Origin of the sequence: Pseudomonas sp. OA65 (assembly GCF_017498305.1) — a bacterium.
GTDB lineage: Bacteria > Pseudomonadota > Gammaproteobacteria > Pseudomonadales > Pseudomonadaceae > Aquipseudomonas > Aquipseudomonas zanjanensis.
Genome location: NZ_JAGDEZ010000002.1, coordinates 184996 through 199810 on the forward strand (window position 1 = coordinate 184996; position 14815 = coordinate 199810).

Below are 14815 nucleotides of genomic sequence, written 5' to 3' on the forward strand. Positions count from 1 at the left end.
GTGCCCGAGCGTTGGGGGGCCGCCTGAAAAAATAACCGCCGGGGGGTGATACTTTTCCGCAGGTCGACTGGCAATAGGAGTGATTACCATTTTCTCTCGTCGGAAAGGATCCTTAAGCCATGTCTGTTGCACGTCGACCTTGTGGTGAGTCTGCGTTATCCCTCGCGATTCGTACCGCCACCCTGAGTTTCATGCTGGTCGCAGGAAGCGCCACCGCCTGGGCGGCAACCCCCGGGCAAACCTCGGACGTCCCTGCGGTCGACAACGGCCCAGGCTTGACCCTTGACGCCACCAACATCACCGGCACCCACGACAACCCGAGCGCCTTGCCGGCCGAGCTGGCCGGTGGTCAAGTGGCGCGTGGCGCGCGCCTGGGGATGATGGGCAACAAGGACGTGATGGACACGCCATTCAGCGTGACCAGCTACACCGCCAAGACCTTGGCCGACCTGCAAACCGTGACCGCGGCCGATGCCTTGCAACGCGACCCTTCGGTGCGCTCGACGGGCCAGGTGGGCGGCATCGTCGATTCGTTTTTCATCCGTGGTTTTCCCATCGGCGAGGGCAACCTTGGCGAACTGGCCTACGACGGTGTCTACGGCGTGGCGCCCAACTACCGAGTGTTCACCGACTATGCCGAACGGATCGAAGTGCTCAAGGGACCGGGTGCGCTGATGTACGGCATGTCGCCCAACAGCGGGGTGGGCGGGGTGATCAATATCGTCCCCAAGCGGCCGCTGGACGAAGACCTGACGCGCTTTACCGGCAGCTATGCGTCTGATTCCTACGTGGGCGGGCACCTGGACGTCAGCCGCCGATTCGGCTCGGAAAACCAGTTCGGCGTGCGCTTCAACGGCAGCCTCCAGGGGGGCGACACGGCCGTCGATGATCAGGAGCGCGAGCTCGACATCGGCGCCATCGCCTTCGATTATCGCGGCGAGCGCCTGCGCTTGAACCTCGACTTCATCAGCCAGAAAGAAAGCTTCGAAGGCGCTTCTCGGCCCTTCACCGTCGCGCCTGGCGTGGAGATTCCATCGGCCCCCAACGGCCGCACCAACGCGTCGCAGACATGGGGCTGGTCGGACACCAAGGAGCAGTCGGCATTGCTGGGTGGCGAATATGACCTGACGGACGCGGTCACGGTGTTCGCCCATGCCGGTGGCGGCCGGTCGGACGTCAAGCGGATGTCGGACCAGGTGCCGAGAATTCTTAACAGTGCCGGTGATATCAGCAACAGGCCGGGGTACTACAAATTCAACGTGGATCGTTCGACAGCCGACGTGGGGGTACGTGGTGTATTCGACACCGGCCCCGTCACTCACACGACGACGCTGATGGCGAGCACTTATCAGGATGAGCTGTCCCGGGGCATCACCAACGGGTCGGATGTCCCCTCGAACATCTATCACCCAGTGGACAGGCCCAAGCCCGCCATCAACGCGCCCAAGGTGTTGCGTGTTTCCGAGACGCAGCTGTCCGGCTTCGCCTTGACCGACACCTTGTCGGCATTGGATGACCGTGTCCAACTGACCCTGGGGTTGCGCCGGCAAAACGTCAAGTCGGAAAACTACAACACCACCGTGATCACTCCGTCCTACGACAAAAGCAAAACCACGCCAATGTTCGGTGTCGTCGTCAAGCCCTGGGAAGACGTGTCGCTCTACTACAACTATGTCGAGGGCCTGAGTAAAGGTGACACCGCGCCCGCCAACGCGATCAATTCCAACCAAATGTTCGCACCTTATGAATCCAGGCAACACGAGATGGGCGTCAAGTATGAGCACGGCACGTTCATGACCACCCTGGCACTGTTCCAGATCGAGAAACCCAGTGGCGAGCTCGATGCGAACGATGTCTTCTCGGTGCAGGCCGAACAACGCAACCGCGGTGTGGAGTTGAGCGTGTTCGGCGAAGTGGCCCCCGGAACCCGCTTGATGGGTGGCGTGACACTGCTCGACGGCGAACTGACGGATTCCGCCACGGTGGCAAACCGTGGCAATAAACCGGTCGGCGTGCCAGACGTCCAAGCCAACCTGTGGGCGGAATGGGACACCCCGTGGGTGGAAGGCTTTACCCTCACCAGCGGTGCGATCTACACCAGCAGCCAATACGTGAACCAGGCCAACACCCAGGAACTGGATGCCTGGACCCGCTTTGACGCGGGTGCTCGCTACGCCACCAGGATCGAGGGTCGACCGACGACGTTCAGGGCCACGGTCCAGAACGTCTTTGACCGTGAATACTGGTCGGGCGTCGCCTCGTATGGTGCTTTCTCGCCAGGCTCTCCGCGTACCTTGCAGTTGTCGGCCACGGTGGATTTCTGAGGCAGGGCGAGGGGCTCAAGCACAGGACCAATCCTTTATTAGGAGGGTGCTATTCACTCAAGAAAAACGATGAACCTGTGGCGAGGGAGCTTGCTCCCGCTCGAGTGCGAAGCGCTCGCAAAAAGGGGGTGCTACGCAGCCCAGCGGGAGCAAGCTCCCTCGCCACAAGGATTTAGGCAAGTCTTGAATGAACAGCGCTATCGCCCTTTGGCCGGCAGCCCCATCTTTTCCAGCGTCAGCGTTTCATCGGCGCGCCCCCAGCCACCGTCTGCCACCTCTTCCACCAAGACCATGGTGAACGGACGCACCCCCTCGCCGAAGTATTCGACGAACATCTCCGTGGTGCGGTGGATGATCTCTTCCTTGCGCGCGTGGTCCAGGATTCCTTCGGGAAATTTGTAGTTGGCAAATGGCATGGATCGACTCCGTGGGTGTGAACGATTCGGCAGGGGCGAGGGCCTCTGGCGCGCATCTTTCTCCTTTAGGTCCGTGGAATAAATCCCTCTGGGTTGGCATCTGCATTCAACGTGCGTGAACAATCGTCGTTGGCGGCCAGTCAGGCTTTCCTGCCCGCATAGAAATGAAAGACGCGGAGCTGGGGCAACGCATGGAAGGGGAGCCAACGTTCGCGGAGCTTTGGCTTACGCGGAGTATCAATGGCTGGAGCACATCGGTGATGTTGGTCAGTCTGCTGATAATTTCGCCGACGGGCCTGGCGCTGACTGTGGCGCAGTTCCCGTACAGACGCGTTTGTTGGGCTTTTTCAGCGAGCAGCGACATTCGAGGCAAAATAGCCGTTGGTCGAAAAACACTCCTTATGCAGAGGCGATGGAGGGCCACCGCGTGAGAGAGAACGGGGAAACACTAAGGATAAAAATCCTTAATAATCAATTTGTTATAAGTTGATTTTGATCGGATGATGGTTCCGGATGTGGAATTTCTCGTCGCTTTGGGGCAAAGGGCCACCGATAAAGGGTCATGGACTGAGTGATGTCGTTTTGATAGCATTTTTACAGGTTACGGGTTAATTCGAATGCCATCTCGTGAATGAACTTATCCATGTGGTGATATTACCCAGAGTGTGCATATCGATGTTTTGATCACATTAAGTTGCATGAGAGCAGCACTCCATTGAGTGTGTGAGAACGGTGGCAATGGCATGCCCCTACCAGGCCCTTACTGTAATGACTGGGTGATAGTACGGCCGGTTCGGTGACTTACCCGATACATCAGCGCTGCTGGGCAGCTCAACGTTGTCCAGTGAGCTGAAAGAGAATCACGTGTAGCAAAATTTTTTACTGTCGCCATTCGACAGGCACGGTACTGCGTCATTTAAATGTTAGAAACGGGCGTGTTCTGGATATAGAACGGGTTCGTTTGCCTGCTCAGAAGAAAAATAATGGTTTTATCAAATGCGGCATTTGTCGAGCTGCGACTCAGGCTGAGCAGTTTCTGGAAAAAAACGATGAATCATTATTCCTTTTCTCGCCGGTGTATATTTTTTGCTATCGGTGTATTCAGCCAGTTTGCTTTTTCTTTTGAAGACACTTCCTCGGAGCATGCCGACCTCCTTGGTGTGTACCAGTCTGCTTTTAAACACGATGCGCAACTGTCTGCTGCTCGCCACGCCTTTTTGGCCCAACGCGAAGCGGTTCCTCAAGCTCGATCCGGACTGTTACCCAATCTCACGGCAGGTGCAACTTCGGAAGCCACGCGGCTAGAGCGCGATGAACCTTCCCTCAGTCGCATCCGTAGCGGGACGACCTTTCGTGCAAATCTCAGCCAACCGCTTTTTCGTATAGACCGCTGGTTCCAATTGAAGGCGGCTCAGTCCAGTGTCGCTCAGGCGGAGCTGGAGCTTTCAGCGAAGGTTCAGACGTTGGCGCTAACAGCGGCTGAGGCTTACTTTGAGACGTTGCGCCAGCTTGATGCATTAGCAGCGGTCGAGGCTGAAGAAGCTGCTCTGTTGTATCAGCGTGATCAGGCTCAAGGTCGGCTGGAAGACGGTGCCTCTAGTATTACTGACGTGTATGACGCCCAGGCAGCTTATGACAATGTGCAGGCGAACCGGCAGTTGGTGCAGCGAAAAGTCGACGATGCGTATGAAGCATTGAGTCGGTTGACCAACCAGTCCTACAGGTCTATCGCCGGTATGGGACATCAGCTACCGGTTGAGCCACCAGTGCCCAACGAGGCTCAGTCGTGGGTAGACACGGCTGTACGTCAAAACCTGCAACTCCAAGCCGATGAACAAGCTGAGCAAGCCGCAGAGCAAACGCTCAAGCAGCAAAAGGCCGGTCACTTACCAACGATCGACGCGGTGGCCTCGTATCGCAAGGGTGACAACGACAGCTTCGGTTATAGCAACCCGACGGATTTTGGACGAGACGGCTATCGCGACAACGTTGCCCAGAGCAGCATTGGGATTGAGTTAAATATTCCGATTTATTCCGGCGGTATGACGAATTCCAAAGTAAAAGAATCTGTCGAGCGACTCTTACAAAGTCAAGATGAAAAGGAAGATCGACGTCGCGAGGTGGTGTTGAACACTCGCAACGCATTTCGGGGGATAAATGCTGATATTGCGCAAATTAAGGCTCGGCGCCAAGGCATCACTTCTGCTCGGAAATCGGTAGAGGCTAACCAAGTGGGGGTAGATATAGGGTCACGCAATATTGCTGACGTGCTCAATGCGCAAAAACAACTGTATACAGTCGTGCGCGATTATAACAATGCACGCTACGACTATATCATCGATAACCTCAAGTTGAAGCAGGCGGCGGGTACCTTAAGTATAGATGATCTGAAGTTGCTTTCTTTTTACTTGAAACAGGACTATGTCCCTTCTCGAGATTTTCTTCCTCCGGGAGTTTAATTTGGCGTTTGCTTAATCGCGAAACCGTCGTCAGGGTTGCGCCTTTAACTCTCCAGAGTGTGGTCTTATGAAAACATGGCCTTTGGATATATTTTGGCTGCGGAATATTGTCTGCAGGGATGAGCATTGGAAATGACTGAAACCGAAGCGGGCGCTACTACGCCTGAAAGCGCCCCCCTATTTGACACCGGCCTGGCTTCTCTTGTCATGCTTGCTCGGTTTCATCAGGTTGCTGCCTCCGCAGATCAACTCGCTCATGAGTTCGGAAGCGTTGATGGTCCATTTGGTCAGGCGGACATGCTGTTGGCTGCGCGTAAGCTCGGCCTCAAAGCCAAAGCTGCCTCCACCTCCGTTGACCGCTTGCACCGCACACCGCTGCCTGCCATTGCCAGCGACGTGAATGGAAAGTTTTTTATTATCGCCCGCTTGGACCAAGGCAATGTATTGATCCATGACCCGGCAGTGCAGCGACCGGAGGTCATCACTTTCGAAGCGCTCCAATCACGTTGGACAGGGCAGCTTTTGCTGATCCGTTCCGAAGCAAACACGCCAGGAGAATCCTCTCGGTTTGACTTTACGTGGTTCATCCCAGCGATTGTCAAATACCGAAAACTGCTCGGCGAGATCATGTTGGTGTCGTTTGTTCTGCAGATCTTCTCTCTGGTCACCCCATTGTTCTTCCAAGTGGTTATGGACAAGGTGCTGGTGCACCGAGGGCTGACGACCTTGGACGTCATTGCGGTAGGCTTGGTCGTGGTGATGCTTTTTGAGTCCGCGCTGACGGGGTTGCGCAGTTACGTATTCGCGCATACGGCAAGCCGTATCGATGTAGAGCTGGGTTCCAAGTTATTTCGGCACTTGATCACTCTGCCGCTGGCTTATTTCCAAGCGCGGCGAGTGGGGGACTCAGTGGCTCGGGTTCGCGAGCTGGAGAATATCCGCAGCTTCCTGACAGGTAATGCGATTACCTTGATACTCGACGTGCTTTTTTCCGTCGTGTTCATTGCTGTGATGTTTTATTACAGCGGCTGGCTGACGTTGATCGTCGTGATATCGCTACCCCTGTACATATTGGTGTCGGTATTGATCACGCCGGTCCTGCGCGCACGGTTGAATGATAGCTTCGCCCGGGGCGCAGAAAACCAGGCCTTCTTGGTTGAGACCGTCAATGGTATCGATACCCTCAAGTCGATGGCTGTTGAGCCTCAGGCCATTCGCAAGTGGGACAACCAGTTGGCCGGATATGTAGCGGCCGGCTTTAAAACTCAGACCCTGTCCACCATCGCCAACGAGAGCGTATCGCTGATTGGGAAGCTGGTCACCGTGGCGACTTTGTGGGTCGGGGCTCGCCTGGTGATCGAAGGGCAGTTGTCAGTGGGGCAATTGATAGCATTTAACATGCTCGCCGGCCGCGTCGCGCAGCCGATCATGCGTCTGGCGCAGCTATGGACTAACTTTCAACAGACCGGCGTCTCGGTGCAGCGTCTGGGTGACATCCTCAACACACGCACCGAGATCGCTCAGGCAACGCGAAGTTCGTTACCGCCAATCCGCGGCCGCATCGAGTTTGACCAAGTACATTTTCGCTACCGTCCCGATGGGGCGGAGATCTTGCGTGGCGTCAGCCTCAGTATTAAAGCGGGGGAAGTGATTGGTGTGGTCGGGCGCTCGGGGTCCGGCAAGAGTACCCTGACTCGTCTGCTCCAGCGGCTCTACGTACCGGAACGCGGACGTGTGCTGGTAGATGGAATGGACCTGGCGCTGGCGGACGTATCCTCGCTGCGCCGGCAGATAGGTGTTGTACTGCAGGACAACATGCTGTTCGCCCGCAGCATCCGCGAAAACATTGCCTTGACCGATCCCGGCGTGCCACTGGAGAAGGTCATCCAGGTAGCCAAGCTTGCTGGCGCCCACGAGTTCATTCTGGAGCTTCCCGAAGGCTATGACACCGTAGTGGGGGAACACGGTGCGTCGCTCTCCGGCGGGCAGCGCCAGCGTGTCGCCATTGCCCGTGCCTTGATGGGCAATCCCCGGATCTTGATTTTCGATGAAGCCACCAGTGCGCTCGATTACGAGTCGGAGCGCGTAGTGCAGCAGAACATGAAGGACATCTGCAAAGGCCGTACGGTCATCATCATCGCCCACAGACTTTCCGCTGTACGTGACGCCAACCGCATCGTGGTGGTGGAGCGTGGCCAGATTGTCGAGCAGGGTACTCACGCTGAACTATTGACTCACCAGGCCGGGCATTACTCGCGCCTGCATCGTTTGCAGCAAGGAGTCAGCGATGTCTAACGCAGAGTCGGCAGGCTTACTGCAACGTTATCGACACGCCTGGCGCCAATCCTGGAAAGCTCGTCGGGAGATGGATGCTCCGAGGCGTCTGGCCCACGAAATTCAGTTTCTGCCAGCTTCCCTTGAATTGCAGGAGCGGCCGACTCACCCGGCTCCTCGCGTCTTCATGTGGGCGATTATGGCTTTTGCCGCTATTGCACTGGTTTGGGCCTGTGTCGGCAAGATCGATGTCGTGGCGACAGCTACGGGCAAGATCATCCCCAGTGGTAAGAGCAAGGTCATTCAGTCCAGCGAAACGGCAGTTGTAAAGGCCATCCATGTGCATGACGGCCAGACCGTCAAAGCTGGTGAGTTGCTGTTGGAGTTGGATTCCACTTCGGCCCAGGCTGATGTGGGTCGCGTGCAAAGCGATCTATTGGCCGCGCGGATCGATAGCGCGCGGGCCGCGGCGATGATCGATGCAATAGACCATCAACGAGCACCAAGAACGTTAGCTGGAGCTATTCAGGGTGCCGACCCTGAGCACGTGCTCGCTGCTGAGCGTTGGGTGCAAGGCCAATACCAAGAGTATCGCAGCAGTCTGGACACTGTTGACGCTGAGATTGCTCAGCGACAAGCCGACATTCAGTCGGCACGAGGCCAGGTCGCGAGTCTGCAGAAAACGCTGCCCATCGTCGCGAAGCTGGCGGATGACTATCAACATCTGCTGGATAAGCAGTACATCGCTCGCCATGCCTACCTGGAAAAGGAACAGGCGCGGTTGGACGTCGAGCGACAGTTGAGCGTGCAGCAAGCCAGCATGCTTCAGTCTTCTGCGGCCCGTCAGGAGGCAGAGCGGCGACGGGCAGGCGTGGTAGCGCAGACACGGAGGGCAATGCTGGATCTGTTGCAGCAGGCGGATCAGAAGGTGGCGTCGTTGAAGCAGGATTATGCCAAGGCTGAGTACCAAGACGGCCTGACTACACTGGAAGCGCCGGTAGATGGAACGGTGCAGCAATTGAATGTGCATACGGTGGGCGGGGTAATTACACCGGCGCAGCCGTTACTGACGATTGTGCCGTCGGGGCAGCCGGTCGAGGTTGAGGCTACTCTGGAAAACAAGGATGTCGGGTTTGTTCACAAAGGGCAGGCAGTTACGGTGAAGGTGGAGACGTATACCTTTACTAAGTACGGGGTAATTGATGGAGAAGTAGTGAGCATTTCATCGGATGCAATCGAGGATGAGAAGCGAGGATTGATCTATAACGTGAAAATTCGGCTCGCGAGCAACTCCCTTTCAGTCGGCGGAACACGCCTTAATTTAGAGCCGGGAATGGGGGTCACTGCTGAAGTGAAGACCGACAAACGCCGAGTGATCGAATATTTCCTGAGCCCATTGCAAGCGCATTTCAAGGAAAGTATTAGGGAGCGGTAACTAGATATGGTTTCTTTATGGAGATCACGGAAGAGGGATTGGTTCTGGTGTAAACCTCTGAACAAGATACTAAAGTATTGCGGGTTTGTTGAAATGAAAATGCTTTGTATTGCTTTTGTATGAGTTACAAAGCTGTTCGGGTAGTTTGGTGGCGATATCGGTAAGGTGCGAGGGGGTGGTAAAGTGGGAGGCGAGAGATTGATTAGAACTGCTTTAACATTTTTGTTTTTAGTTTCATCTTTGCTGGGTTCAGGATGTAGTGATTCAAGGGAACAAAGCATGGACTTTAGCTTAGATGGCCAAAATGGCCTTTCGGAGATGGTTGTCGATGTGTCGAATGATGATCGATACTCAATTCGTCTGGACTATCATTACAATGCTGCAGATAAAAGTGCTCGTCAGACGTTGTGGAGGGAAGTGGGCGGTTTGCAGCTGGTTTCTTCTGGGAAAGCTGTAGAGATAGGCGCGCCATTTGATGTATCCATACTTATTAAGGAAACTTCATCAGGCAAAGTGGTGCATGAAAGTATCTCAAAAACTCCCAAGCTATCTTCATGGGGGGAGGGGGTCTTGCATGCCGAAATCGCGGATTTGTTTTTAAAGTCAGGTCGCTATCGTTTGCTTGTACGGCGGGAGGGGGCCGTAGCAAATATCAAGTCATCTCGCACGACAATCACTTTTATCAAAGCTTTTTACGGTAAGTAGAGGAATATATGCCTAAATTAAGGGTCAGCGTCTCTGATCGCGGAACACCATTGTCGGAGGGGGGCGCTTCGGCGACTGGTCACCTATGGTATGAATTAATATCCGATGATGGAAGCGTCCTTAGTTTCGGCTTCGCTCCTATAGAGGACGGTAGTCCTTATGGACAGGGCGAGGTAAAACGTCACGACAATGAACATTATTTAGAAACTGAGTACAGTCAGCAAATTGACATAACCGACTATCAGTACCAAACGTTGCTGGATTATGCTCAGAATCCGGAGGCATATGGTTTTAGTCTATGGTACGCGGGATGGGATAATAGTTGTATTGATTTCGTCTGGAAGGCACTGGACGTGGCAGGTCTTAATGAAGAGGGGTATGAGGGCGCGATATGGCCAACTCATAACATCGATGCATTAAGGGCTGAACTCACCATGCCGTGGATTCGAAAGCTCAATGATAAACTAGTTGGCGACCTTAAAGATGCGTTTGGCACAGCAGAAACGACAACAAGCCCGATTATCTTAGATTTGGATGGGGACGGTGTCGAGACAGTTGGGCTTTCGGCAGGTGTCCATTTCGATCACGATGGTAATGGTTTTGCAGAGGCCTCAGGATGGGTTTCATCAGACGATGGTTTACTGGTTTTAGATAGAAATGGAAACGGGACAATTGATAGTGGTAGCGAGTTGTTCGGCAATAACTCTGTCACGAAAGATGGAAGCAAGGCGGAAAACGGATTCCTCTCATTAGGCGCGCTAGATGAAAATAATGATGGCGTGCTTGATTTCAGAGACTCAGCCTTCTCAGAGCTCCAAGTGTGGGTGGATAGTAATTCAGACGGATTAACTCAATCCGATGAGCTCCGCTCTCTCAATAGCGTTGGTATTGTCTCGATTAACACAGGCTACTCTGAGCCCGGAACTGTCGACGCGAATGGCGATGTGCCGTCCTCGGTTGTGGACAATAACGGCAATGAGCATCGGCAAGTAGGATCTTTTATACGAGCGGATGGAAGTATCGGTATTGCAGAGGATGTTTGGTTTTTAGCGGATGGGGCCGATACTGTAGATCTTTCAAAAGTCGCTATTTCTGACTCTATAAAATCACTTCCTGACTTGGAAGGGTTTGGTAACGTACATAGCTTGCACATCGCGATGGCCCTTGACTCATCGGGAGAGCTGAAAGTACTACTTGAACAATTTATTGCCACCACAGACCGAGCGACACGCCAGAATCTGATTATTGATATCATATATCATTGGGCAGGGGTTGAAGATATTGACCCTGCTAGCCGTGCAGCGACGCAAATATATGGCAACGTGATCGGAGATGCTCGCAAACTGGCGACACTTGAAACGTTTCTCGGGGAAAATTATTCGGGAATTTGGTGTTGGGGACAGCGAGATCCTAACCCTCATGGCCCAGCAGCCGCGATATTATTGCAAGCCTTCGATAATTTGGCAGGAGTGGTTTATGGTCAGCTAATGATGCAAACCCACTTTTATAGCTTGTGGAGTCGAGCCGATCTTAGTATTAGTGAAAGTGGAGTTTCGCTCAATGCAGAAAAAATTGTAGAGGAACTTCAGGCCTCGTATGCTTTGGATGCGCAGTCAGGTACTGCGCTGATGATGGAGTTTGCGACAGCTCTTCGCGACAGCGGCGAGTTTGGAGTGGAATTGCTCTCGAGTCTTAGAGCTGCTGGTGATGTTAATGGCGATGGCTTTTATTTGTTACTGTCGAAACTGGGCCTCGCCAACTCAATAGGAACGGTCGGTTCCGATGTTTTGACCGGGGCTATCACTGACGACTTCCTCTATGGCGTTGGTGGTGATGATCGATTGTATGGGGGCGGCGGCAACGACGAGTTGGTAGGCGGGCAAGGCAATGATTATCTAGTAGGAGGCAATGGCGCGGACACTTATAGATATGATAGGGGGGAGGGTTTTGATGTTATTTTAAATGCCGATTTGGATGCGGCAAATACATCTTTAGATACTTTGCGTTTTGGTGAACATGTCAGTGTGAGTGATGTTTATTTAGTGCGAAGTAATTATGATTTGGTTATTAGGGTGGCGGGGGTTGTTGGGTCGGTTACAATTCAAAGTTATTTTGATGAATATACACTGGCTAATCACGGTTACTCTATTGATCGTATTGTTTTTGCAGACGGAACTGAATGGAAATGGCCAGACGTATTGAGAATTATTTCTACGCCTACCACCGGGAACGACAAGCTTTGGGGTAGTTCAGTTAATGATGTAATATCGGGTGGTTTAGGCGACGACTATCTTTGGGGGCAAACCGGCGATGATACTTTAGAGGGTGCCGGAGGCAATGATACTCTGTTCGGTGAAGAAGGCTCCGATACTATATTTGGTGGTGATGGAAATGATTCGCTTTTTGGCGAGGACGGCAACGATACTCTCGTCGGTGGGTCTGGTAATGATTATCTTAGTGGTCGTGATGGCAATGATATTTATAGTTTTGGTCGAGGCTGGGGCCAAGATATAATTAATAATGATGACGCTGTCATCTTCAAAGGCGACTCAGTAGTGTTCACTGATGGCATCGCTCATGACGATATATTGCTAAGCCGAATAGGCTTTGATCTGGTGCTTGCATTGCGAGGCAGCACGGATCGCGTAACGATAACGAGTTATTTTAACGCCGAGATAACTTCTTCTTATAAGCTTGAACAAATTATTTTCGCTGACGGTACCATTTGGTCCATCGATGAAATTCGAACGATGGCTCTCAATGGGCTAAATGGTGATGATCAACTTTTAGGTACTCTCGTTAATGATAATTTAGCGGGTGGCTCCGGTAACGATGTTTTGTATGGCAATGGTGGCGATGACCGCTTAGATGGCAACACAGGTAACGATACCCTCTACGGAGATACCGGCAATGACATTATTGATGGCGGCGCTGGCAACGACACACTCTTTGGCGGTGCAGGTGCTGACACCTTCCGGTTTGGCAAGGGCTACGGGATCGACATTATCAGTAGCTCCGATGCTTTGGTCAGTCGACTGGATATTGTCGAAATGTTCGACATCCAATCAGCAGACGTAACATTCCTCCGTGTAGGGGACAGCCTGGTCCTTAGCGTGGGTAACGGTACCGACAAGTTGACCATCGACTATTTCTTTGCCGACTCGTCTGCAGCCAGTACCGTGAAGGAGATCAGATTTGCTGATGGCTCGATCTGGAACATTGATCGGATCAAATCGAGCGTAATCTTCCAAGGCACCGCCGGTAATGATCAGCTTACTGGCTCGACGGGGGCGGATGTCATCATGGGCGGCGCGGGGGCTGACGCTCTGTATGGCGGCGCCGGTAATGACCAAGTCCTCGGGCAGGAGGGTGACGACCTGCTCTACGGCGATGAGGGTGACGATGTCATCGACGGCGGCGCTGGCAATGACAGACTTTTTGGCGGTGCCGGTGCTGACACCTTCCGGTTTGGCAAGGGCTACGGTATTGATCTTATCGGTAGCTCCGGTGCTCTGGTCTACCAGCTGGACGCCGTCGAAATGTTCGACATCCAATCAGCAGACGTAACATTCCTCCGTGTAGGGGACAGCCTGGTCCTTAGCGTGGGTAACGGTACCGACAAGTTGACCATCGATTATTTCTTTGCCGACTCGTCTGCTGCCAGTACCGTCAAGGAGATCAGATTTGCTGATGGTTCGATCTGGAACATCGATCGGATCAAATCGAGCGTAATCTTCCAAGGCACCGCCGGTAATGATCAGCTTACTGGTTCGACGGGGGCGGATGTCATCATGGGCGGCGCGGGGGCTGACACTCTAAATGGCGGTGCTGGTAATGACCAAGTCCTCGGGCAGGAGGGTGACGACCTGCTCTACGGCGATGAGGGCGACGATGTCATCGACGGCGGCGCTGGCAATGACAGACTTTTTGGCGGTGCCGGTGCTGACACCTTCCGGTTTGGCAAGGGCTACGGTATTGATCTTATCGGTAGCTCCGGTGCTCTGGTCTACCAGCTGGACGCCGTCGAAATGTTCGACATCCAATCAGCAGACGTAACATTCCTCCGTGTAGGGGACAGCCTGGTCCTTAGCGTGGGTAACGGTACCGACAAGTTGACCATCGATTATTTCTTTGCCGACTCGTCTGCTGCCAGTACCGTCAAGGAGATCAGATTTGCTGATGGTTCGATCTGGAACATCGATCGGATCAAATCGAGCGTAATCTTCCAAGGCACCGCCGGTAATGATCAGCTTACTGGTTCGACGGGGGCGGATGTCATCATGGGCGGCGCGGGGGCTGACACTCTAAATGGCGGTGCTGGTAATGACCAAGTCCTCGGGCAGGAGGGTGACGACCTGCTCTACGGCGATGAGGGCGACGATGTCATCGACGGCGGCGCTGGCAATGACAGACTTTTTGGCGGTGCCGGTGCTGACACCTTCCGGTTTGGAAAGGGCTACGGTCTTGATCTTATCGGTAGCTCCGGTGCTCTAGTCAACCGGCTGGACGCCGTCGAAATGTTCGACATCCAATCAGCAGACGTTACATTCCTCCGTGTAGGGGACAGTCTTGTCCTTAGCACGGATAACGGCACCGATAAATTGACCATCGACTATTTTTTTGCGGACTCGGCTACGGCCAGTACCGTCAAAGAAATCAAGTTTGCTGACGGCTCGATTTGGGATCTTGATCGGATCAGGTCCAGCGTCCCTCTTCTAGGTACAACGGGCGATGACCAACTCACCGGTTCGACGGGAGTGGATGTCATCATGGGGGGGGCGGGGGCTGACACACTAAATGGCGGTGCCGGTAATGACGTAATCCATGGACAAGAGGGTAATGATCTTCTCTACGGTGAAGATGGTGACGATGTTATTCGGGGTGGGGTTGGTAACGACACCCTGTCAGGCGGCGCAGGTGCCAACCAACTCTACGGTGATGCTGGAGATGACACGATCGTGGTCGCTACCGGCTCGAAGGGAAACACCTTGGTTGGCGGTACCGGTAATGACACCTTGACCGGTGGTAACTACGCCGACACCTATGTGTTCAACCTGGGGGACGGTAAAGACGTCATCACAGACTACGACGGTGGCTTCGTGGCGACCGATACCTTGCGTTTCGGTGCGGGCATCCTCGCCAGCGACATCACGACCCGCAGGGTCAGCTCTGACCTGGTGTTCCTGCATAGCAATGGCATGG

At 53.8% G+C, this 14815-nt stretch carries 7 protein-coding genes; 6 read left to right on the forward strand and 1 reads right to left on the reverse strand.

The window, feature by feature from the left end:
• Positions 1 to 119 precede the first annotated feature (119 nt).
• Entirely contained in the window at positions 120 to 2324 is a 2205-nt protein-coding gene (locus J3361_RS02505; RefSeq protein WP_207962148.1) for a TonB-dependent siderophore receptor, read from the forward strand.
• Positions 2325 to 2521: 197 nt separating this feature from the next.
• Here the strand turns inward: J3361_RS02505 and J3361_RS02510 are convergent, their stop codons facing one another.
• Positions 2522 to 2740 (reverse strand): 4-oxalocrotonate tautomerase family protein, encoded by a 219-nt coding sequence (locus J3361_RS02510; RefSeq protein ID WP_207962150.1) that lies wholly within the window; start codon positions 2738 to 2740, stop codon positions 2522 to 2524.
• Between the two features lie 1049 nt (positions 2741 to 3789).
• On the opposite strand from J3361_RS02510, the gene J3361_RS02515 reads away from it, so the two are divergent.
• The 5 genes from J3361_RS02515 to J3361_RS02535 all read left to right on the forward strand — a co-directional run.
• Positions 3790 to 5199: a TolC family outer membrane protein gene (locus J3361_RS02515; RefSeq protein WP_207962152.1), complete on the forward strand. Its 1410-nt coding sequence runs from the start codon at positions 3790 to 3792 to the stop codon at positions 5197 to 5199.
• Between the two features lie 132 nt (positions 5200 to 5331).
• Complete coding sequence (locus J3361_RS02520) at positions 5332 to 7494, forward strand: type I secretion system permease/ATPase (RefSeq protein ID WP_207962154.1); 2163 nt, start codon at positions 5332 to 5334, stop codon at positions 7492 to 7494.
• A complete protein-coding gene (locus tag J3361_RS02525; RefSeq protein WP_207962156.1) occupies positions 7487 to 8908 on the forward strand; it encodes an HlyD family type I secretion periplasmic adaptor subunit in 1422 nt (473 codons plus the stop codon). Before J3361_RS02520 ends, J3361_RS02525 begins: the two co-directional genes overlap by 8 nt.
• Before the next feature lie 279 nt (positions 8909 to 9187).
• The gene (locus tag J3361_RS02530) at positions 9188 to 9613 is read left to right on the forward strand and encodes a DUF5625 family protein (RefSeq protein WP_207962158.1); all 426 of its coding nucleotides are present in this window, start codon (positions 9188 to 9190) and stop codon (positions 9611 to 9613) included.
• 8 nt (positions 9614 to 9621) lie between these two features.
• On the forward strand, positions 9622 to 14815 hold a 5194-nt coding region (locus J3361_RS02535), incomplete at its 3' end, for a calcium-binding protein (protein WP_279382038.1).